Genomic DNA, 23,884 nt, shown 5'->3' with positions numbered 1-23,884 from the left:
TGGCCGGGCTACAAATACGCGCCAGCCCTGTAGCCCGGCCAAGCGCAGCGCCGCCGGGGAACAGGCCGCACAAACAAAAAACCCCGCCGGAGCGGGGTTTAGAGCGTTACAGCACGTTATCAGTGACGCGCACGAACAATCTGATACTTGCGAGTCAAATACTCAACCGGCACGCTCCAGATATGTACCAGGCGCGAGAACGGGAACAGCAGGAACAGCGTCATTCCGAGAACAAGGTGCATACGGAAGATAAACGCGACCCCGTCCAGATGCTGAGAAGCGCCACCGTGGAAGGTCACCACGGACTGCGCCCAATTGACCAGCTTCATCATTTCGCTACCGTCCATATGCTGAGCGGAGAACGGAATGGTCAGCAAACCCAGCGCACACTGGATAACCAGCACGGAGAGCACCAGAATATCGGCACCGGTCGTGGTCGCACGCACGCGCGGACTAAACAGACGGCGCTTCAGCAGCAGCACGCCGCCCACCAGGCACATGACGCCAGAAGCACCGCCGGCAAACATCGCCATCTTCTGTTTCACGTCCAGCGGTAGCCACGCTTCATACATCCAGTGCGGTGTCAGCATACCCAGGAAGTGACCGGCGAAAATGCCCAGAATCCCAATGTGGAACAGGTTCGATGCCAGATTCATCCCTTTGCGATCCAGCATCTGGCTGGAAGCGGCGCGCCAGGTGTACTGACCGTAGTCATAGCGCAGCCAGCTGCCGATCAGGAAGACAGAACCCGCAATGTACGGATAAATGTCAAAGAAGAACATATTCAGGAAGTGCATTATTGCTGTCCTCCGTTAGAGATATTCAAATATTGCGGGGCAACGGCTCCGGCAAAACGACGCTGGTGATTCGATATTTCCGACTCACCGCAGCCCTGGTCAGCAAAGAATTTGACCTGCTCTTCTTCCCAGACCGCATCAAGCGCCTGCGGCGTGTCATCACGGGCTTCGTCCGCAATTTTCTCCGCCACTTTCGCTTCATCTACCGCACTGTTTGCTAGCTTCAACAACTGTTCGAACAGTACCGCATAACGGCTCTCACGCTGTTGAAGACGGGCACAAAGCAGCGCCAGAATCGGTGCGATGTCCTGTAAACCGCCAATCGCTTCGCTCTCCGGCAACTGCGCCAGATATTCCAGATACAGCGGCAGGTGATCCGGTAGCTCGCGGCTGTCGAGCACCAGTCCGTGCTGTTCGTACTGATTCAGCAGATCGACCATCGCCTGTCCACGGTCACGAGATTCGCCATGCACGTGTTCAAACAGCAGCAGCGACGTCGCACGACCACGGTCAAACAGTTCGCTGTAGGCAGCCTGAGCATCCAGCAGATCCTGGGCGGTTAACTCGCGCAGGAACATGCCCAGCATCTGAGCATCCCCTTTATCCAGTTTTTCTGATTCAGACAGAACGTCAAAGAGTTCGCCTTGATGCTGCCATAAGGCAGCATCCGGGTACTCAAGGAGACGTGAAATCACCACGAGTTCAATCATGCGTGTGGCTCCGTTTTGCTGCTCACATCCACAGAATCAATACGGCGGCTGTTGAACAGATTAAACTTGGTGTCAGAACCGTGGCAGCCGTCGCCGAAGCTAAAACCACAACCATTTTTCTCCGGGAACGCTTCGCGCGCTTGTTCACGGTGACTGCTTGGCACCACAAAGCGATCTTCGTAGTTAGCAATCGCCAGGTAGCGGTACATTTCCTGCGCCTGCGCTTCGGTCAGACCGACCTCTTCCAGCGCACGGGTATCGATAACGCCATCGACCGTTTCCGTACGTTTGAAGTGACGCATTGCCAGCATACGTTTCAGCGCCAGCAGCACCGGCTGGGTGTCGCCTGCGGTCAGCAGGTTCGCCAGGTACTGAACCGGGATACGCAGACTTTCGACGTCCGGCAGGATACCGTTGCTGCCCAGTTCACCCGCATCGGCGGCGGACTGAATGGGTGACAGCGGCGGCACGTACCAGACCATCGGCAGCGTACGATATTCCGGGTGCAGCGGCAGTGCCAGCTTCCAGTCCATCGCCATTTTGTAGACCGGCGATTTCTGGGCGGCGTCAATCACGCTCAACGGAATACCGTCTTTCTGCGCCTGCTCAATCACTTTCGGATCGTTTGGATCGAGGAACACGTCCAGCTGACGCTGATACAGATCTTTCTCATTCTCGGTGCTGGCTGCGGTCTCAATCGCGTCCGCGTCATACAACAGCACGCCGAGATAACGGATACGACCGACGCAGGTTTCGGAACACACGGTCGGCTGACCCGCTTCAATACGCGGATAGCAGAAGATACATTTTTCAGACTTGCCGCTCTTCCAGTTGAAGTAGATTTTTTTATACGGGCAGCCGGTGATGCACATACGCCAGCCGCGGCACTTGTCCTGATCGATCAGTACGATGCCGTCTTCTTCACGCTTGTAAATCGCACCGCTCGGGCAGGTCGCGACACATGCCGGGTTCAGGCAGTGCTCGCACAGGCGCGGCAGGTACATCATGAAGGTATTTTCGAACTGGCCGTACATTGCCTTCTGCATGTTCTCGAAGTTCTTGTCTTTCGACAGCTTCTCAAACTCACCACCGAGGTCGTCTTCCCAGTTCGGACCTTTGGTGATCTTGTCCATACGTTTGCCGGTAATCAGCGAACGTGGACGAGCAATCGGCTGGGCTTTGCTATCAGCCGGTGCGTTGTGCAGCGTCTGGTAGTCAAAATCAAACGGCTCGTAGTAATCATCCAGACCCGGCAGATGCGGGTTGGCGAAGATTTTACCCAGCAGCAGCGCTTTGTTACCCATACGCGGCACCAGCTTGCCGTTAATCTTACGGATCCAACCGCCTTTGTACTTCTCCTGGTCTTCCCAGTCGGTCGGGAATCCGGTGCCCGGCTTGGTTTCAACGTTGTTGAACCACGCGTACTCGGTCCCTTCACGACTGGTCCAGACGTTTTTACAGGTGACTGAGCAGGTATGGCAGCCGATGCATTTATCGAGATTCAGCACCATGCCGACTTGTGAACGAATTTTCATTTTACGCTCTCCTGTACCTGGTCATTGCCTTCGCCGTCCAACCAGTCAATATTCTTCATCTTACGTACCACGACAAACTCATCACGGTTCGAGCCTACGGTACCGTAGTAGTTAAAGCTGTAGGCCAACTGCGCATAACCACCGATCATATGGGTCGGTTTTGGCGTGATGCGAGTCACCGAGTTATGGATACCGCCGCGCTGGCCGGTAATTTCTGAACCCGGCAGGTTCACGATGCGCTCCTGCGCGTGGTACATCATGGTCATCCCGGCCGGCACACGCTGGCTCACAACCGCACGAGCGGTCAACGCGCCGTTGTTGTTGAAGACTTCAATCCAGTCGTTATCTTCAATACCGATCTCTTTGGCATCTTCTTCGCTCATCCACACCACCGGACCACCGCGACCTAAGGTCAGCATCAGCAGGTTGTCGCTATAGGTAGAGTGAATGCCCCATTTCTGGTGCGGCGTCAGGAAGTTCAGCGCCTTCTCAGGGTTGCCGTTAGATTTGCGCCCCATTACCTCTTTCACCGAACGGGTATCAATAGGTGGACGATAAACCAACAGGCTTTCACCAAAATCACGCATCCACTGGTGGTCCTGATACAGGGACTGACGGCCAGACAGGGTACGCCATGGGATCAGCTCGTGAACGTTGGTATAGCCAGCGTTGTAAGAGACGTGTTCATCTTCCAGACCGGACCAGGTTGGGCTGGAGATAATCTTGCGCGGCTGCGCCTGAATATCACGGAAGCGAATTTTCTCATCTTCTTTATTGAGCGCCAGGTGCGTGTGGTCGCGACCGGTAAACTCACTCAGCGCTGCCCAGGCTTTCACCGCGACCTGACCGTTGGTTTCCGGCGCCAGGGTGAGGATCATTTCGGCTGCGTCAATCGCGGTATCCAGCATCGGCTGGCCTTTCGCCGGGCCTTCCGCCTTGGTGTAGTTGAGCTTACGCAGCAGATCCATTTCGCTCTGCGTGTTCCAGGCAATGCCTTTGCCGCCGTTACCGATTTTTTCCATCAACGGACCGATGGAGGTAAAGCGCTCGTAGGTTGCCGGGTAATCACGTTGAACCGGAATAATGTGCGGCGCGGTTTTACCTGGGATCAGGTCACATTCGCCTTTTTTCCAGTCCTTCACATCTAACGGCTGTGCCAGTTCGGCCGCAGAGTCGTGCTGGATTGGCAGCGTAACAATGTCCGTTTCCTGACCAAGATGGCCCACGCAAACTTCGGAGAATTTCTTCGCAATGCCTTTGTAAATTTCCCAGTCGCTTTTCGATTCCCAGGCAGGGTCGACAGCGGCAGACAGCGGGTGAATAAACGGATGCATATCCGAGGTATTCATGTCATCTTTTTCATACCAGGTTGCCGTTGGCAGCACGATATCGGAGTACAGACAGGTGCTCGACAGACGGAAGTCCAGCGTGACCACCAGATCCAGCTTGCCGTCGAGACCGTTATCCTGCCACTCCACCTCTTCCGGCTTCACGCCGCCCTGCTTGCCGAGATCCAGCCCCTGAATACCGTGTTCGGTACCCAGTAGGTACTTCAGCATGTACTCGTGACCTTTACCGGAAGAACCCAGCAGGTTAGAACGCCAGATGAACAGGTTACGCGGATGGTTTTTCCCGTTTTCCGGCTGTTCGGCGGCAAAGCGGATAGAACCTTCTTTCAGCGCCTTAACGGTGTAGTCAACCGGAGTCATTCCGGCTTTCTTCGCTTCATCGGCAATGCGCAGTGGGTTAGTCCCTAACTGCGGCGCAGACGGTAGCCAGCCCATGCGTTCAGCACGCACGTTAAAGTCCAGCAGATGACCGGTGTAGCGAGATTTATCCGCCAGCGGCGACAGCAGCTCCTGCGCGGTGACCGACTCATAGCGCCATTGGCTGGAGTGGTTATAGAAATAGGAAGTACTGTTCATATGACGTGCCGGACGCTGCCAGTCAAGGGCAAACGCCAGCGGCTGCCAGCCAGTCTGCGGACGCAGTTTTTCCTGGCCCACATAGTGCGCCCAGCCGCCGCCGCTCTGGCCGACGCAGCCGCAGAACACCAGCATGTTAATCAGGCCACGATAGTTCATATCGAGGTGGAACCAGTGATTCAGACCAGCACCGACGATGATCATCGAACGACCATGCGTTTTATCCGCGTTATCGGCGAATTCACGTGCGGTACGGATGATGTGCGCGCTGGAAACACCGGTAATTTTCTCAGCCCACGCCGGGGTATACGCTTTAATGTCTTCGTAGCGGGTTGCGCAGTTTTCATCGTTCAGACCGCGTTCCAGACCGTAGTTCGCCATGGTCAGATCATAAACAGTGGTCACCAGCGCGGTAGTACCATCAGCCAACTGCAGACGTTTTACCGGCAGTTTGTGCAGCAGGATGTTTTCCAGTTTAACGCTGGCGAAGTGTTCGGTACCGTCGCCGCCAAAGTACGGGAAGCCGACCTGCGCCACGTCGTCATGGCTACCCAGCAGGCTAAGACGCAGTTCAACCTCTTCGCCGGTTTTGCCGTCGCGCTGTTCGAGGTTCCACTTCCCTTTATCGCCCCAGCGATAACCGATAGAGCCGTTCGGCGCAATCATCTCGCCTTTTTCGTCAAAGGCGACGGTTTTCCATTCTGGATTTTCCTCCTGACCCAGACCATCAACCAGGTCCGCTGCGCGCAGCATACGGCCCGCAGCGTAGAAGCCGTCACGCTCTTCGAGCATCACCAGCATTGGCATGTCGGTGTAGCGACGTACGTAGTCGGTGAAATACTGGCTTGGTTTGTCGAGATGGAACTCGCGCAACATCACGTGACCCATTGCCAGCGCCATCGCCGCGTCGGTACCCTGCTTCGGCGCCAGCCACAGATCGCACAGCTTGGCGATTTCGGCGTAGTCCGGGGTGATAGCAACGGTTTTGGTGCCTTTATAACGAACTTCAGTAAAGAAGTGCGCATCTGGCGTACGGGTTTGTGGAACGTTAGAACCCCAGGCGATGATGTAGCTGGAGTTGTACCAGTCAGCAGACTCCGGCACGTCGGTCTGTTCGCCCCAGGTCTGCGGAGACGCTGGCGGCAGATCACAGTACCAGTCGTAGAAGCTCAGGCAGGTGCCGCCAATCAGCGAGAGATAGCGTGCGCCAGAAGCGTAGGAGACCATCGACATCGCCGGAATCGGCGAGAAACCGGCCACACGGTCCGGGCCGTAGGTTTTCACGGTGTAAACGTTGGAGGCGGCAATCAGCTCGTTCACTTCCTGCCAGGAGGAGCGCACGAAGCCGCCGCGACCGCGCGCCTGTTTAAAGCTCTTTGCCTTGTCGGCATCTTCAATAATAGAAGCCCAGGCAGCGACCGGATCGCTATGCTGCACCTTCGCTTCACGCCACATTTTCATCAGGCGCTTACGCATCAGCGGATATTTCAGGCGGTTGGCGCTGTAGAGATACCAGGAGTAGCTGGCTCCGCGGGGGCAGCCGCGAGGTTCGTGGTTGGGCAGATCCGGACGGGTACGCGGGTAGTCAGTCTGCTGGGTTTCCCAGGTCACCAGACCGTTTTTGACATAAATTTTCCAACTGCAGGAACCGGTGCAGTTTACGCCGTGCGTAGAACGTACAACCTTGTCATGCTGCCAGCGTTGGCGGTATCCATCTTCCCAATCCCGGTTGGTATTTAGAATCTGTCCGTGCCCATCGGCAAATGTTTCACCCTTCTGTTTAAAGTAGCGAAACCGGTCCAGGAATTTACTCATCGGGTCTCTCCTGTTTGGAGCCTGACGGCTCTCTGATAAATCGACATTGCTGAATTGAGCGTGAAGGTAACGCTATGAAAGAGGGAGAGAATTGATAACGATCAAGGCGAAATGGCTTATCAAATCGGGATAAAATAATAATTACCACCAAAGTAGTATCTATTTCTATTTTTTATATTATTGATTAATAAAGATATTTATCATTTAAACCTGAAATCCATAAGGTTTAACTCCTCACTATGGTATTAAGGGGTAGATGCTCTACCCGGTTAATATTTATGTGACTTCCGGCACTGTCTGAAATACCTTAAAACTAACAGGATGCTGTAACTAAAAAATAAACAGAAAAAAGAGCGCAAACATTTTTGCGCTCTTTTATGGAACATTCAAAATATTATTTCTGCTTACGCCCGTAAACCGCCCAGGTAATCACCACGCAGGCGATATAGAACACCAGGAAGACCTTCATCGCACCGGCCGGAGAACCGGTGAGATCCAGCGAGATACCAAACGCTTTCGGGATAAAGAATCCGCCAATAGCGCCAATCGCCGATATAAAGCCCAGCGCCGCCGCCGTGTCGGTCGCTGCTTCACGCATCGCCTGCGCTTCGCTGCCGCCTTGCGCCTTCACGCGCTCCATGGTCATTTTACGGAAGATAACCGAGATCATCTGGAAGGTAGAGGCGCTACCCAGACCTGCGGTCAGGAACAGCACCATAAATACCGCGAAGAAGGCAATAAAGTTACCTCCTTCCCCATGAGTCGGCAGGGTCAGGAACAGCAGACCGCAGAAGATAGCCATCACCACAAAATTCACCAGCGTCACGCGAGTCCCGCCCAGGCGGTCGGAGATCGCGCCGCCGGTAGAACGCGCCAGCGCGCCGATAAACGGCCCGAAGAACGCATAGTGCAGGATCTGGACATCGGGAAACTGCGTTTTCGACAACATGGCGAAACCCGCCGAGAAGCCGATAAATGAACCAAAAGTTGCCAGATAGAGCAGCGCCATAATCCACAAATGTGCACGCTTCAGTACCGGCAATTGTTCGCTCAGGGAGGCCTTCGATGCCGACAGGTCGTTCATAAAGAACCACGCCGCCAGGGTGAAGACAATCAGAAACGGCACCCAGATCCACGCCGCGTTTTCCAGATACAGCATAGAGCCGTCCGGCTGCTCGCTACCGGTACCGCCAAACACGGCAAAAATCGACAGAGATACCACCAGAGGGGCAACCAACTGCATCACGCTAACGCCCATATTGCCGAGGCCACCGTTGATACCCAGCGCACCGCCCTGCTTCTCTTTCGGAAAGAAGAAACTGATGTTGGCCATACTGGAAGCAAAGTTTGCCCCGGCGAAGCCGCAAAGCAGGGAAATAATCACGAAAATGCTGAATGGCGTAGAGGTATCCTGCACCGCGAAACCTAACCATACGCAAGGTATGATCATGATCCCGGTACTGAATGCGGTCCAGCGACGTCCGCCGAATAGCGGTACCATAAAGGCATATGGCACACGAAGAAGCGCGCCAGACAAGGCCGGGAGCGCGGTCAGCATAAACAACTGGTCGGTTGTAAACTGAAAGCCGACTTTATTCAGGTTGACAGCAACCGCGCTGAACAACATCCAGACGCAGAATGCCAACAAAAGACATGGAACAGAGATCCACAGATTGCGGCTGGCAACGCGATGACCGCGTTGCTGCCAGAATTCAGGATCTTCAGGACGCCAGTCGCTAATGACTGAGCTGTTAGTCTTCTCCGGGATTGAAGAGTGACTCATAGACACCTCTGATGATTCGTATTAACCCTGGCTACCTTATGGGTTACAGGCGGCGGTAAGTTGATATAAATCAAAGGAAAAGTAGGCGCCAATTTGGCCAAAAAAAATTCATCACCCAAAGTGAGTAGCCATTTCTGCGCAAAAAAGTGTGGTTTTTCACGCCACTGCTGTGATGAACCTATTGCCTGCCACCAGGTCACCGATCGCTGACAATTAAGGGGTAATCCTTTAGGGGTATGGGTATACTCCAGGGGATGTCCGAGAATAGCGCCACTCCCGGATGATTTGCCGGTCAGGAGCCATATACCCCATGTTGAAACGTCTTTTTACGCCGCTAACGCTGGTTAATCAACTCGCGTTAATCGTTCTATTGGCCACGGTGATAGGTGTCGCCGGAATGGCGATCTCTTCACGCCTGGTGCACGGCGTTCAGGGCAGCGCGCACGCCATTAATAAAGCCGGTTCACTGCGCATGCAGAGCTATCGTCTGCTGGCAGCAGTACCGCTGGGCGAAAGCGACCAAAAATTACTGGATGAAATGACCGAAACGGTCTTTAGCCCGGAGCTGCAGTATGCCGCTCGCCATGACGACCAGCAAGAACAGCTCCAGGCCCTACAGCACTACTGGCAGTTGGAGCTGGCGCCGGGAATGCGTAAGGCACAGAATCAGGCCACCGTTGCAACGGATGTCGCCGGTTTTGTCGACCGCATTGACCAACTGGTTACCGCTTTCGATCACACCACCGAAGAACGAATCAAACATGTCGTCTGGATCCAGCGAATTATGGCGGTCGGCATGGCGCTGCTGCTGGTATTTACTATTGTCTGGCTGCGCGCGCGCCTTTTGCGCCCGTGGAAGCAACTGCTGGATATGGCCCGAGCGGTAAGTCAACGTGATTTCACCCAACGCGCTCAGATTAGCGGGCGTAACGAGATGGCGACGCTCGGCATGGCGCTGAACAATATGTCCGAAGAGCTGGCGGAGAGCTACTCGGTGCTTGAACGCCGGGTGCAGGAAAAAACCGCCGGTCTGGAGCAGAAAAACGAGATCCTCGCTTTTCTGTGGCAAGCCAACCGCCGCCTGCACTCTAATGCCCCGCTTTGTGAGCGCATTTCGCCGGTGCTTAACGGTCTGCAAGGGTTAACCCTGCTGCGCGATATTGAAGTCCGGGTGTACGATCTGGAAGATGAAGATAATCATCAGGAGTTTTCCTGCCATTCAGACCTTCAGTGCGACGACATAGGCTGCTATCTATGCCCGCGCGACCTCCCGCCGCTGCCCGACACGGGAACCACCTTAAAATGGCGGCTGTCGGATGCCCATAATCAGTACGGTATTTTGCTGGCAACCCTCCCCGCTGGCCGTCATCTGAGCCACGATCAACAGCAGTTGGTTGATACTCTGGTTGAACAGCTTACGGGTACACTCGCCCTCGATCGGCATCAGGAACGCCAGCAGCAGCTTATCGTCATGGAAGAGCGCGCCACTATCGCTCGCGAACTGCACGATTCCATTGCCCAATCGCTCTCTTGCATGAAAATGCAGGTCAGCTGTCTGCAGATGCAGGGCGACGATCTGCCGGACGCCAGCCGCCAGCTGCTGGGGCAAATCCGTAACGAACTTAATACTTCATGGGCGCAGTTGCGGGAGCTGCTGACGACCTTCCGTCTACAGCTCACCGAACCGGGGCTACGTCCCGCGCTGGAGGCCAGTTGTCAGGAATACAGCGCCCATTTCGGTTTTGCGGTACGGCTCGATTACCAGCTACCACCGCGTTTTGTTCCGTCGCACCAGGCGATCCATCTGCTGCAAATTGCCCGTGAGGCGCTAAGCAATGCGTTAAAACATGCCAACGCCACCGAAGTCAGCGTTACCGTGACGCTGCGGGATAATCAGGTCCGGCTGGTGGTGGCCGATAACGGTCGCGGCGTACCGGATCACGCGGAACGCAGCAACCACTATGGTTTAATTATTATGCGCGATCGTGCGCAAAGCCTGCGCGGCGACTGCCAGGTACGGCGTCGGGAAATCGGCGGTACGGAAGTGGTCGTCACTTTTATCCCTGAAAAATCGTTTTCAATCCAATAAGGAGAGCTCCATGAGTCAACAGGAACGGGCAACCATCCTTCTCATTGACGATCATCCGATGCTGCGCACCGGCGTCAAACAGCTAATTAGCATGGCGCCGGACATCCAGGTCATCGGCGAGGCCAGTAACGGCGAGCAAGGCATCGCGATGGCGGAATCATTAGATCCGGATTTGATTCTGCTGGATCTCAACATGCCGGGTATGAACGGCCTTGAAACGCTCGACAAGCTGCGCGAAAAATCACTTTCCGGTCGCGTAGTGGTGTTTAGCGTCTCCAATCATGAAGAAGATGTGGTTACCGCCCTGAAACGCGGCGCCGACGGCTATCTGTTGAAGGATATGGAGCCGGAAGACCTGCTGAAGGCGCTGCAACAGGCGGCGGCAGGAGAAATGGTGCTCAGCGAAGCATTAACGCCGGTACTGGCAGCCAGCCTGCGCGCTAACCGCGCGACATCCGACCGCGATATCAGCCAGCTAACTCCGCGCGAGCGCGACATCCTGAAGCTGATTGCCCAGGGCCTGCCGAACAAAATGATTGCCCGCCGCCTGGATATCACCGAAAGCACCGTAAAAGTACACGTCAAGCATATGCTGAAGAAAATGAAGCTGAAATCACGCGTGGAAGCGGCGGTTTGGGTTCATCAGGAGCGCGTATTCTAGGGCATATGCTGCCAGGATTCGCCCTCGGCCGGTAAGCTCACCAGCGGCTCGGTCAGCGCCAGTGCGATCTCATTGGATGAGACGCGCTGACCCGTTTTATCCTCCACCACCAGCGACAGATGCCAGCGATTGCTCACCCCGGCCTCACTGCTCCAGCGCGGCATAATAATGCTCCAGCCGTCCGGGCTGTTTGCGTCTACCGGCGGCGTCAGACTCAGCGCCTGAGTATCCCCCTGCCAGCTCAGCGACTTGATACCGTGAAGACTACGAATTTGCAGCTTCAACTGGACCGTTTCTCCCGCCTGAAGATCCCAGGGCGGCGTTGCCAGATAAACCGATAGCGTTTTGCGCTGTCGATACTCCACCACCGGCAGGCTATCGCGTTCCGGGCTATCGTAGCGGCTGCCGCGAAGCGAGCGGCTAATCGCCACTTCATCGGCCGCCAGTTGCTGTTTTAACGGCACCCCAAAGCGATAGTTGAGCTTCAATCCCACATCGTTTTGGCTGACGCCGCTCTCGCCCTGCTTGTGTTTCGCCGTCACCGTCACCAGCGGAACGGGGGTGTAATTCAGGCCGACCGATACCGCCACCGGATTGTGATAGCCGGTACCCGAGTGGAACAAGTCGACGTTATCGCCAAAGTACTGCTCCACGCTGACGCTGGTATTAATGTGCTGATAAAACGGCAGCCGCGCCTGAGCGGTCACGTCATAGCCGCTTGCCATACGCTGCTGCTGAACCAGGCTACTACCTTGCTGCCAACTACCGAGCGGGTGGTAGTAGTTAGCCGACAGGCGCATCGACTCGCCCCAGGCTTCCGCACCAACGCTGCCGCGCGCCAGGCGGTCATCCAGGACTTTATCATAGAACGAGTTATAGCCCAGCAGCCAGGTGCCCATCCGCCAGCGCTGGCCGAGGCCAATATTGCCCACCAGCCCGCTATCGCGCTGGGTGATAGAATACTGGTTCCAGGTCAGGTAATCACCGTTATCCTGCAAAGGGACAAACCAGCTTCCTTTACTACCGGTAAAATTGCCTTCTTTGTCGACCAGCAGATCCACATTGGCGTTGCCCCACGGCGAAAGCCAGTTTTCCAGTTGATGGCTGACCTCGTTCCCCAGCTTACCGATGGCAAATACCCGCGCCTGCTCGCTGGTTGTCAGCCCGTTATCGCTCATACTGGCTTCGCCAAACTTTTTCGCCATCTCGGCAAAATGTTTGGCGTCATCATCAACCTGCGGCGCCAGGCCAAGATCGGGTAATGCCGCAGGTTCCCTCAAGAGGGCCTGATTATCCTGCAGCGCGCGGGCGGGGATCCCTGCCAATAGCAGGAGAAGCGGTAAATACGGGATTACGCGGAACGACAAAGAGCTCAAAATCGGTTACGTCTACTCTCGAAGGATGGCAGTAAAACGTAAGTTTATCGTTTTTTGCCATCCCTCGCAGCCTTCAGAATAATTCCAGGAATATACTGAATCTCAGGCTTGCGCCAGCTTCTCCGCCAGCATCGCCTTAAGCTCCGGGATACAAGAACCGCAGTTGGTACCGCATTTCAATTTGGCTCCCAACGCGGCTGGCGTATGGCAGCCGTTGATGATTGCCTCGCTTATTGCCCTTTCGCCTACGCTAAAGCAACTACAGATAGTGCGCCCGCGCGGTATCGTTTCGCCGCCTTTTCTGCCGCTCAATAATACATGGCGCTGGGCGGCATTCACCGGCGGAACGCGGAACGCGGCGCTAATCCATTCGGCGTCAATGACCGGTTCTTGCGCATCGCTCCACCAGCCCAGCATCAGCTCTCCGTCCTGCCATGCCAGCAGGTTCCAGACCCCGCCGCCTTCAGCTGTCTGCATCTGCCATCCCTGCTGCTGGCACCAGTCGGTCAGCCACCGGCGAGGGCTGATATCCCCGGCGAGAGAAAAATGGCTTATGCCCAGCGCGGCCCGCCGCCGCCAGTGCAGCGAAGCAGGCAGCGGAACCGGCTGGCGGGAAAAGAGTTCACCTTTCCAGACCGGGAGCCAGGTTGCTATCGCGACCGCCACCTGCTTACTTTCCGGCTGGCCGGAATAAGGGTCGGTGACCGCAGCCAGCAGGTTATTCACCCGTCCCTGGCGAGCAAATTGATTATTCCAGTGCATCGGCACAAACAGCGATCCCGGGCGCTGCCCGTCGCTGATAATCACCTTTGCTACCATCACCCCATTCGGTGAGCGGATTCGCGCTAATTCACCTTCCACCAGGTGATAACGCTGCGCATCCTCTGCGGCCACTTCCACCACCGGCTCGGCGATATGCTGCATCAGCCTCGGCACCGCGCCAGTGCGGGTCATGGTATGCCACTGATCGCGGATCCGCCCGCTGTTGAGGATTAGCGGATAAAACGCATCGGTCGCCGCCCGGGTCGGTTGCGGGGCGACGGGCACCATGCGCAGCTTGCCATCCCGGTGCCAGCCCTTATGCAAACTCCACGTTGCTGTGCTGCGACTCACCGGCCAGCGCACCGGCTCCAGATCATCCCACGCCTCGCGGCTTAAACCCGCCAGCCCGCCGATATCAAACGCTCGCTGGCCGTTATTTTCAAAACCCGACAGCGCGGCGTGCTCGTTGAATACGTCATGAGAATGCTGCCAGGCAAAAGCGGAGCCAAAGCCCAGCTCTTGCGCCACGCGAGCAACGATCCACCAGTCGGCTTTCGCCTCCCCAGGCGAAGGCAGAAACGCGCGCTGGCGAGAGATTCGCCGCTCGGAGTTGGTCACGGTGCCGTTCTTCTCTCCCCACGCCAGCGCCGGAAAACGAATATGGGCGAAGCGTCCGGTATCGGTATCAGCGACCACATCGGAGACAATCACCAGCGGGCACCCCGCCAGGGCATCGCTCACCGCATGGCTGTCCGGCAACGACACCACCGGATTGGTTCCCATGATCCACACCGCTTTTACCTCGCCGCGACCAATAGCGGCGAACAGATCCACTGCCGTCAGCCCCGGAGTTTGCGCCAGCCGCTCGGTGCCCCAGAATCGCGCCAGGCGCTGTAAATCGTCGACTTCAAAGTTCATATGCGCCGCCAGCATGGTTGCCAGTCCGCCCACCTCACGCCCGCCCATGGCATTGGGTTGACCGGTCAGCGAAAACGGACCGCAGCCCGGACGCCCATATTTTCCGCTTGCCAGGTGAACGTTAATGATGGCGTTGCATTTATCGCTACCGCTGGCGGATTGGTTAATGCCCATGGTATAGAGCGTGATGGCGCGCGGGGCGGAGATAAATTCGCCATAGAAATCGGCGACCTGCTGCTGCGGCAGGCCGCAGAACTGCGCCACTTTTTCGATGTCCCAGCCCTGCGCGATGGTCAGCGCCTGCTGCGCGTCGCTGAAATCGTCCGTGATGCCGCCGCTGGCGGCAATGGCGTTTAGCAGACCGACAAACAGCCCGCCGTCGCTGCCGGGAGCCAGCGCCAGATGCACATCGGCAATATCGCAGGTGGCGGTGCGGCGCGGGTCAATAACCACCACCCGCATCTGCGGATTATCGCGTTTTGCCTGCGCCAGCCGCTGATAAAGTACTGGATGCGCCCAGGCGGCGTTCGAGCCGACTAACACCACCAGATCGCTGTTTTCCACATCGTCATAACTGCACGGCACTACGTCCGCCCCCAGCGCACGCTTATAGCCGGTGACCGCCGATGACATGCACAGCCGCGAATTGGTATCGATGTTCGCCGCGCCAATAAACCCCTTCATCAGCTTATTCGCGGCGTAGTAATCCTCGGTCAATAGCTGTCCGGAGGCATAGAACGCCACCGCCTGCGGCCCATGCTGGTCGATGATTTCCCGCAGACGCGAACCCGCCGCCGCCAGCGCCTGCGGCCACGACACGCGTTCGCCATCGACTTCAGGGAATAGCATTCTTCCCTCCAGACCGACGGTTTCCCCCAGCGCCGCGCCCTTAACGCACAGGCGACCAAAGTTCGCCGGGTGCTGCTCATCGCCGCGCACGGTCACCTGACCCTGCGCATTCAGGCTGGCAATAACGCCACAGCCCACGCCACAATAGGGACACGTCGTCCGGGTTTCGGTCATCAGGAGGCCTCCGCGCGAATAAGCAGTTGCTGGTTGCCGACCCACACCTTGCCGTTCTCAATTTTTACCGGCCAGGCGCGCACCGTCTGCTCACCGCCGTCACACTGCCGACCGTCGCGCAGGCGAATACGCTGCTTATACAGGGGGGAAATCACAATCGGTTCGCCGCCCGCATCGCCAAGCAGTCCGCGTGACAGCACATTGGCCTCGCTGCCTGGCTCAAGGTTATCGAGGGCATAGACCTGGTCATCAAAGCGGAACAGCGCTATCTGCCGCTCGCCCAGACGCGCACCAATGCCCGCCTGCGGCGGAATAGCATCAAGGTCACAAATGGCCTGCCACGGACGGGACGGCAGCGTGGGTTCGGCCAGCGCAGCGTTCGGGGCCAGCTGCGGTTGACCGCGCAAAGTTTGCCGCTGTACCGCCTCGTCCGGCTCATCGCTATTGACGTAAGAGCGGAACAGCGCCAGCCGCTGCGGATCGTTAAGGGTGGTTTGCCATTCGCACTGGTAGCTGTCCACCACCCGCGCCATCTCCTGCTCCAGCTCTTCGCCAATCCCAAGGCTGTCTTCAAGGACAACTTCTCGCAGATAGTCGACTCCGCCTTCAAGGTTATCCATCCAGGTACTGGTGCGCTGTAGTCGGTCGGCGGTACGAATATAGAACATCAGCAGGCGGTCAATACTGCGGATAAGCGTTGCTTCATCAAGGTCGCTGGCGAACAGATCGGCATGGCGCGGCTTCATGCCGCCGTTGCCGCAAACGTACAGATTCCAGCCTTTTTCGGTAGCGATAACGCCGATATCTTTCCCCTGGGCTTCCGCGCATTCGCGGGTGCAGCCAGAGACCGCCATTTTAATTTTGTGCGGCGCGCGCAGCCCTTTGTAGCGGTGTTCGAGGGTGACCGCCAGGCCGGTGGAGTCCTGCACGCCGTAACGACACCAGGTCGAGCCGACGCAGGATTTCACCGTGCGCAGGGATTTGCCGTAGGCGTGGCCGGTTTCAAATCCCGCTTCCGCCAGCTCGCGCCAGATCGCCGGAAGCTGCTCCAGGCGCGCGCCGAACAGGTCGATACGCTGGCCGCCGGTCACTTTGCTATACAGCTGATAGCGTTTGGCTATCTGGCCGATGGCGATCAGCCCATCCGGCGTCACTTCCCCCGCTGCCATGCGCGGCACCACCGAATAGGTACCGTCTTTCTGGATATTGGCGAAGTAGCGATCGTTAGTGTCCTGCAGCGGCAGATGCGCCGGTTTCAACAGATATTCGTTCCAGCAGGAGGCCAGCACCGACGCCACCAGCGGTTTGCAGATTTCGCAACCGTGGCCCTGTCCATAGCGGCTAATCAGCTGTTCGAAGGTGCGAATATGGTTAACGCGCACCAGGTGGTAGATTTCCTGACGCGACCACGGAAAGTGCTCGCAGATATCCTTTTTAACTTCAACGCCCTGCGCGGCAAGCTTGTACTCCATCACCTGTTTCACCAGCGCGCTACAGCCGCCGCAGCCGGTTGCAGCTTTGGTGCAGCTCTTGATCGCCGCCATATCTCCCGCACCGCCGCTCACCGCCTGGCAGATATCGCCCTTACTGACGTTGTGACAGGAGCAAATCTGTGCGCTGTCCGGCAATGCCGCTACGCCGAGCGCTTTCGGCGCGCTGCCCTCCAGCGCCGGAAGAATCAAACTTTCCGGGCGCGCGGGCAATGCCATGCCGTTGAGCATCATCTGAAGCAGCGTGGAATAATCGCCCACATCACCGACCAGCACGCCGCCGAGCAGGGTTTTACCATCCTGGCTGACCACGATTTTTTTGTAGATTTGCTCCGGTCCATGGGTCCACTGATAGCTCTGGCAGCCCGGCGTGCGCCCCTGGGCGTCGCCGAAAGAGGCCACATCGACGCCCAGCAGCTTCAGCTTGGTGCTCATATCGGCCCCGGTGAAGCTGGCCTCCTCGCCCGCCAGGGTTGCGGCAGCGGCGCGTGCCATCTGATAACCGGGAGCCACCAGACCATAAATTTTGTTCTCCCACAGGGCGCACTCGCCAATTGCCAACACATCCGGATCGGAGGTGCGGCACTGGTTGTCGATACAAATCCCGCCGCGCTCGCCAATTTTCAGCTCGCTGCTGCGGGCCAGCGCGTCCTGCGGGCGGATACCGGCGGAGAACACCACCATATCGGTCTTTAGCGAGCCGCCATCGGCGAAGTTCAGCATCAGCCCTTGCTCATTCCCGACAATTTCCGTCGTCGCCTTGCTGGTATGCACCCCAACGCCCAGTTCGCTGATTTTCTCGCGCAGCATCGCCGCGCCGCCGTTATCCAGCTGTACCGCCATCAGGTTTGGCGCAAATTCCACAACGTGCGTTTCCAGTCCCAGTTGCTTGAGCGCATTAGCCGCTTCCAGCCCGAGCAGGCCGCCGCCGATCACCACCCCACGGCTGGCGTTAGCCGCGCGAGCGGCAATCTGGTCCAGATCGTCAAGCGTACGGTAGACAAAGCAGCCTTCGAGATCATTGCCAGGGACCGGCGGAACAAACGGATAAGAGCCCGTTGCCAGCACCAGCTTATCCCAATGAGTTTCGTGGCCCTGAGCATCGCGCACCACCCGCGATTCACGGTCAATGCTGGCGACCGATTCCCGCAAACGCAGTTCAATGCCGTACTGAGCGAAGAAGTCCCCTTCCACCAACGACAGCGATTCGGCGCTGCGTCCGGCGAAGTATTCCGACAGATGTACCCGATCGTAGGCGGCATAGCGCTCTTCACAGAACACCACAATCCGATACTGTTGATGAAGGTTACGGCTGACGCATTGCTCAAGAAAATGGTGGCCGACCATACCGTGTCCGACCAGCACTAAAACAGGTTTTGTCATGGTAGTTTGTCCCGCAGCGCGCGGCTGCATCGTTGAAGAAGGATCAAAGAGCCAGTCTGCCGGTGCGGGCGCATGCGCCCCCAGCAGGGCGGTGAGCGGCGCGGCGCTGGCGCAATCGCCCAGCAACACGACGCCGCGCAACTTGCCATCGCGCAGCAGCAGGCGACGGTAGTGGCGGTCCAGCGGATCCCAGCTGGTACAAATTTCATCCTGTTCATCAGCACGCAGTTCACCGGCGCTGAATAACTCGATACCGGTAACTTTCAGGCGCGTGCCGCTATCCTGCCAGTGAAAATCTTCTCCGGCATGACCGCACAGACGGTCGGCCAGCACCTCGGCCTGGCGCAGGCACGGCGCCACCAGTCCCCAGGTCTGACCGTCAATTTCGCAGCATTCACCAATGGCGCTGACGCCCGGCTGCGCGGTGGCCAGCTGACGGTCGACGAGGATCCCACGGCCGCACGCCAGCCCGCTGCGCTCGGCCAGCAGTTTGTTGGGCTGCACGCCGGTTGCCAGAACCACCCGCGAAGCGGCAAAGGCGCGGCCATCTTCCAGCAGCACTTCGCGTTCATTAATGGCGGCTATGCGGCTCTCCATCACGCAGCGGATCCCACGCTCGGCGAGCTGTATTTGCAGCTGTTCACCCGCAAAGGCATCGGTCTGCTGCTCCATCAGCCAGCGCCCGCGATGTAATAAAGTGACGTTGTCACCGTAACGTCGTAGCGCCGCAGCGGCTTCAACGCCAAGCACGCCGCCGCCAATCACCACCGCCGGACCGTTGATTGCCAGAATGCCCTCAACGTCCGCAATAGTGCGAAAAGCAAAAACATGCGGCAGTGTCATACCCGGCAGCGGCGGCATAAACGGCAGCGATCCGGTGGCGAAGACCAGCTCATCCCAGTGGAGTTCGCCGCCAGTGCTTTGCACAGTGCAGGCCTGAATATCCACCGCGGTGACCGACTCTCCGGCGCGTATTGTGACGTCATGCTGCTGATACCACGCTTCTGGCAGTAATTGCATCTCAGATACCGTTTTCTCTCCGCCAAGCACCGGCGACAGCTGAATGCGGTTATAGGCCTGGCACGGCTCATCACCAATAATCGTGATGCTAAACCGCTGCGCATCACGCTCCACCAGCGCCTGCGCCAGACGAGTCGCCGCCATGCCGTTGCCGATAATCACCAGTTGCCGCTTCATCGCCGCCTCCCTATGCCGCTTTCGGCTGTTTTTCATAGAGGAAGTGCAGGATCTGCTGACGCAGATGGTGATAGCGGCTGTCGTCCGCCAACTGCACGCGGTTACGCGGGCGCGGCAGATTGACATCGAGGATCTCCCCGACCGTCGCCGCCGGGCCGTTGGTCATCATCAGTACCCTGTCGGAAAGCAGCACCGCTTCGTCAACATCGTGGGTAATCATCACGATAGTGGTATTCAGCGACTGCTGGATCTGCATTACCGCGTCCTGTAAATGCGCCCGGGTCAGGGCATCGAGTGCGCCAAAAGGTTCATCCAGTAGCAGCACTTTCGGTTTCATTGCCAGCGCGCGGGCGATACCGACGCGCTGCTTCATCCCGCCGGAAATTTCCCCCGGACGCTTATGCAAAGCGTGTCCCATCTGCACGCGCTCAAGGTTGTGCTCAATCCACTCTTTGCGTTCGGCTTTGCTCATGCTGCGGCGAAAGACCTGATCCACCGCCAGCGCCACGTTGTCAAAGCAGGTCAGCCACGGCAGAAGGGAGTGGTTCTGGAACACCACCGCGCGTTCCGGCCCCGGCCCGGCGATTTCACGGTTGTCGCACAGCAGACCGCCTTCCGTCGGCAGGGTTATCCCGGCAATCAGATTCAGCAGGGTTGATTTGCCGCAGCCGGAGTGGCCAATCAGGCTAATGGTTTCCCCTTCATAGATGTCGAAGGAGACATTCTGCAATGCGAGAAATTCACCGCTGGCGGTGTTGAAGCGCTGGCTGACGCCCTGGACCTGAATTAATGGTTTCATTTGCGACTCCTTATTTTTCCTGCCAGCTAAAACGACGGGCGAGCAACATCAGCCCCTGTTCCAGCAGTAACCCGACCACGCCGATGATGACGATGGCGATGATGATGTTTTCTACGTTGAGGTTGTTCCACTCGTTCCAGATCCAGAAGCCGATCCCTAAGCCACCGGTGAGCATTTCAGCGGCGACGATCACCAGCCAGGCGATGCCGATGGAGAGACGAACCCCGGTCAGCACGGCGGGCAATACCGCCGGAAAGAGGATCTTGCGCATCACCGTCCATTCGGAAAGCTGCAGCACGCGGGCCACATTGAGGTAATCCTGCGGAATGCGCCGTACGCCCTCGGCGGTGTTAATCACCATCGGCCAGATAGAGCAGATAAAAATGGTCCAGCTGGAAGCGGGTTCCGCTTTCTGGAACAGCAGCAGGCCAATGGGCAGCCAGGCCAGCGGACTAACCGGACGCAGCAGCGCAATCAGCGGGTTAAACATCCGGGCGAAGAATACCGAGCGGCCAATCAGGAAGCCCAGCGGAATACCCGCCAGCGCGGCGAGGCCAAACCCTATCGCCACGCGCTGCAACGATGCCAGCACGTTCCAGCCGATCCCCATATCATTCGGTCCGTCCTGATAAAACGGGTCGGCAAAGATCGTCAGCGCAGAATCCAGGGTGCTGAGCGGGGTCGGGAAACCTTTGCTATTCATTGCCGCCAGCTGCCAGCCCAGCAGTAATAACCCCAGCCCGAGCAGTGGCGGCAGCAGGCGCTGGGTCGTATCACGCAGCCAGCGCCTGACGGGAGGCATGGTTTTGCGCACCTGCACCGGCGGCAGGGTGATGACTTCGCCGGGCGTTTTCTCTGCGTTGTTCTGCGGTTGCGTTTTATATGCGTGTTTCATCTCATGCCCCCTTACGTTGAATCGCGAAACTGCGGGCGTAGCCTTCCGGGTCAACCCCATTCCAGACCTTGCCGTCCAGCAATGTGCTACTGCGCAGCTGTTGCGTTGGCGTGCTGATACCGCCCACCGCCTGCGCGGCCTCTTTCCAGACGTCAATACGGTTAATACGCTGGGCCACCGCCTGATAATCCGGCGCCGATTTCAGCAATCCCCAGCGGCGGAATTGGGTCAAAAACCACATCCCGTCCGAGAGCCACGGGAAGCTCACTTCACCCTGCGCGTAGAAGCGCATCGGGTGCGCATCCTGCCAGTGGCGACCAATACCGTTGTCGTACTCACCGAGCATGCGTCCGGTGAGGTACTGCTCTTTGGTGTTCAGCCATGCGCGCCTGGCGAGGATCCGCGCCGTTTCACGGGTGTTATCCGCCGAGGTTTCAATCCAGCGCTGAGCCTCCATCACCGCTGCCACCAGCGCGCGCGCGGTATTGGGATTGCGCTCAACCCATTCGCTGCGGGTACCGAGAATTTTTTCCGGATGTTCCGGCCAGATATCCTGAGAGGTGGCGGCGGTAAAGCCGATGCGATCGTTAATGGCGCGCGCGTTCCACGGCTCGCCGACGCAGAAACCACTCATATTGCCGATGCGCATGTTCATCACCATTTGCGGCGGCGGCACGACAACCGTGCGGATATCTTCGAATGGGTTAATTCCGCCGCTTGCCAGCCAGTAGTAGAGCCACATCGCGTGGGTACCTGTAGGGAAGGTGTGGGCGAAGGTGTAGCTGCCCGGCGCGCTCTGGCCGATCATTTTTTTCAGCCCGCTAAGGTCGGTGACGCCCTTCTCCTGCAGCTCGCTGGAGAGCGTGATCGCCTGACCATTGCGGTTAAGGGTCATCAGGTTAGCCATCGCCTGCGGTTTACTGGCGATACCCAGCTCGAGGCCGTAGAGCATGCCGTACAGAATGTGCGCCGCATCCAGCTCTCCGGCGACCAGCTTGTCGCGCACCGCCGCCCAACTGGCCTCTTTGCTCGGCACGAGGGTAATGCCGTGCTTTTTATCGAATCCCTTCAGAGAGGCAATGGCTAAGGGCGCGCAGTCGGTCAGCGGAATAAAACCCACCCGCACGGTGGTCTGTTCCGGCTTATCCGAACCTGCCGCCCACGCCGCCTGCATCATGCCGGGCAGCAGCATTGCGCCGCCCAGCGCGGCCCCTGCCTGTAATAAACGCCGCCGTGAAATCGAAAACTCATCGCCCATAACCGCTCCAGAAACGCGCAAAAAAAAGCGCCCGGCAGTGCTTACGCACTGCAGGACGCCTTTATCCATGGACACACGCACCGCCATTGGCCCGTTGCCCAAAACCTTTATTCACTCGTTTTATCTAATGCAAAGCCGATGCCAGAGTTGCACATCGCCATTTCACGCACTTTTCACGGTCAATGCTGGCGGTTGCACGGTAAAAATGCACCGTCGTCTGGCAGCAAATGCCCACTGATTGTGCATCTACTCCTTTGGAGTTACCTGCCATAACGACTTCACCGTCAACAGCGCGCGGGCGATTTCTACCATACGCTGATTCTTGTCCATCGCCATTTTACGCAGCGCCTGCCAGGCCTGCTCCTCCTGCATTCCCTGATGGGTCATCAGCACGCTTTTGGCTTTGTCGATCAACTTGCGCTCTTCCAGCGCATCTTTTAATGACGCCAGCTGGCCGGAAAGCTGCTGAAGCTCATGCGCCTGCTGGCGTACCAGAGGCAATAGCTGCTTATCCAGCCGAAGCGCGATACCGTCGCTAGCTTCGATATCCTGCCAGTCAACGGGCAGCATCTGAGCCTCCTGCGCCTCCCCCTCCAACAGGGCATCAGCGGCATTAAGCAAGTCAACAATCAGTTGTTCTTCCACCCCGCGTAGCTGCTCCAGACGTTGAGTCTGCGCGCAAAACCAGCGTAGCGCCGTTTCACCATCGTCTGCCGGAGGCTGGCGAGTGCAGGCAATTCGCCGTAGCTGTTCAATCTCCAGATTGGCCTGGCATTGTTCATCGAACAGGCTTGTTTGCGGGGGATGAGCCAGGGCAAGGAAGCTGTCAAAGCAGGGCTGCTGACCGTCAATACGGTCCACCAGTTGTTGGCGCAGTTCGTCGCTGAACTGCCCGCGAGCAAAGCCCAGCGCCCCCAGCGCACGCTCCTGCCCGACCAGCTCTTTCCCCTGCATAAAGCTGTAGAGCGCCACCATACGTCCGGCGATTTGCGGATCGTCGATGCTGTCATTGAGCTGCGGAACGATATTCAGTAAGTGGCGGATAATACGGCTGAACTGCCCGGTGGCTTCTTCAGCGGCAATCTCCTGACTGCGTACCCGGTCTCGGAGCGCCGCAAGCTGCGCCAGATACCATACCGCGCTGGCAATACGCCAGCATAGCGCACTGCTGGCAGCAGCGCGGGCGGGTTCCAGCGCGGCATAAAATAGCGTTAACTGCTCATCAACCAGCGCCGCGCCCGCCCGGCACTCAGCGGCGTAAAGTCTGCCGCCTGAGCACAGCCAGATATTTGACGCACCGCGCTCGCACTGGAGCATATGCACCAGCGCGCTTATCTGGTCCGCCAATGCCCCCTGCTGCGCCAGCTGATGCAGTTGCTGTTTCTGTAGCCGACGCGCCCGCGCGAACCAATCAACGACCTCAGGCGTATTGCCCGCCGTATTATTCATACCCCTCTCCCGGGTTAAC

General features: G+C 57.7%; 14 protein-coding genes. 2 read left to right on the top strand and 12 right to left on the bottom strand.

The annotated features are described in order from the left end of the window. Positions 1-119: 119 nt before the first annotated feature. The 5 genes from narI to FN082_RS24600 form a co-directional block, all read right to left on the bottom strand. Positions 120-797, bottom strand: coding sequence for a respiratory nitrate reductase subunit gamma (gene narI, locus FN082_RS24620; RefSeq protein ID WP_139537573.1), 678 nt, complete (start codon positions 795-797; stop codon positions 120-122). After that, the gene (gene narJ, locus FN082_RS24615) at positions 797-1,507 is read right to left on the bottom strand and encodes a nitrate reductase molybdenum cofactor assembly chaperone (RefSeq protein WP_139537574.1); all 711 of its coding nucleotides are present in this window, start codon (positions 1,505-1,507) and stop codon (positions 797-799) included. Before narJ ends, narI begins: the two co-directional genes overlap by 1 nt. Beyond that, complete coding sequence (gene narH, locus FN082_RS24610) at positions 1,504-3,042, bottom strand: nitrate reductase subunit beta (RefSeq protein WP_112213388.1); 1,539 nt, start codon at positions 3,040-3,042, stop codon at positions 1,504-1,506. Before narH ends, narJ begins: the two co-directional genes overlap by 4 nt. Next, positions 3,039-6,782: a nitrate reductase subunit alpha gene (locus FN082_RS24605; RefSeq protein WP_142982539.1), complete on the bottom strand. Its 3,744-nt coding sequence runs from the start codon at positions 6,780-6,782 to the stop codon at positions 3,039-3,041. The genes narH and FN082_RS24605 overlap by 4 nt, the downstream gene beginning before the upstream one ends. A 394-nt stretch (positions 6,783-7,176) precedes the next feature. Then, a complete protein-coding gene (locus FN082_RS24600; protein WP_139537577.1) occupies positions 7,177-8,565 on the bottom strand; it encodes a NarK family nitrate/nitrite MFS transporter in 1,389 nt (462 codons plus the stop codon). A 310-nt stretch (positions 8,566-8,875) separates the two neighbouring features. Here FN082_RS24600 and narX point away from each other — a divergent pair, with 310 nt between their 5' ends. After that, positions 8,876-10,654 (top strand): nitrate/nitrite two-component system sensor histidine kinase NarX, encoded by a 1,779-nt coding sequence (gene narX, locus FN082_RS24595; RefSeq protein WP_139537579.1) that lies wholly within the window; start codon positions 8,876-8,878, stop codon positions 10,652-10,654. Between the two features lie 10 nt (positions 10,655-10,664). Continuing rightward, positions 10,665-11,315, top strand: coding sequence for a two-component system response regulator NarL (narL, locus tag FN082_RS24590; protein WP_004103129.1), 651 nt, complete (start codon positions 10,665-10,667; stop codon positions 11,313-11,315). Here the strand turns inward: narL and FN082_RS24585 are convergent. From FN082_RS24585 to nasR, 7 genes are all read right to left on the bottom strand, one after another. Continuing rightward, positions 11,312-12,691: a YchO/YchP family invasin gene (locus FN082_RS24585; protein WP_139537580.1), complete on the bottom strand. Its 1,380-nt coding sequence runs from the start codon at positions 12,689-12,691 to the stop codon at positions 11,312-11,314. The genes narL and FN082_RS24585 overlap by 4 nt on opposite strands. A 102-nt stretch (positions 12,692-12,793) precedes the next feature. Then, positions 12,794-15,394: a nitrate reductase gene (locus FN082_RS24580; RefSeq protein WP_142982538.1), complete on the bottom strand. Its 2,601-nt coding sequence runs from the start codon at positions 15,392-15,394 to the stop codon at positions 12,794-12,796. Further along, on the bottom strand, positions 15,394-19,464 hold the full coding sequence (gene nirB / locus FN082_RS24575; RefSeq protein WP_142982537.1) for a nitrite reductase large subunit NirB: 4,071 nt from the start codon (positions 19,462-19,464) through the stop codon (positions 15,394-15,396). Before nirB ends, FN082_RS24580 begins: the two co-directional genes overlap by 1 nt. Before the next feature lie 10 nt (positions 19,465-19,474). Then, complete coding sequence (locus tag FN082_RS24570; protein WP_139537585.1) at positions 19,475-20,263, bottom strand: ABC transporter ATP-binding protein; 789 nt, start codon at positions 20,261-20,263, stop codon at positions 19,475-19,477. Positions 20,264-20,273: 10 nt separating this feature from the next. Continuing rightward, positions 20,274-21,158 (bottom strand): nitrate ABC transporter permease, encoded by an 885-nt coding sequence (gene ntrB / locus FN082_RS24565; RefSeq protein WP_142462975.1) that lies wholly within the window; start codon positions 21,156-21,158, stop codon positions 20,274-20,276. 1 nt (position 21,159) lies between these two features. Beyond that, positions 21,160-22,416: a CmpA/NrtA family ABC transporter substrate-binding protein gene (locus FN082_RS24560; RefSeq protein ID WP_142465644.1), complete on the bottom strand. Its 1,257-nt coding sequence runs from the start codon at positions 22,414-22,416 to the stop codon at positions 21,160-21,162. Positions 22,417-22,662: 246 nt separating this feature from the next. Continuing rightward, positions 22,663-23,865, bottom strand: coding sequence for a nitrate regulatory protein NasR (nasR, locus tag FN082_RS24555; protein ID WP_139537589.1), 1,203 nt, complete (start codon positions 23,863-23,865; stop codon positions 22,663-22,665). Positions 23,866-23,884 lie beyond the last annotated feature (19 nt).

This window comes from Klebsiella spallanzanii (assembly GCF_902158555.1).
GTDB lineage: Bacteria > Pseudomonadota > Gammaproteobacteria > Enterobacterales > Enterobacteriaceae > Klebsiella > Klebsiella spallanzanii.
This window is presented reverse-complemented; position numbering and strand designations above follow the sequence as displayed.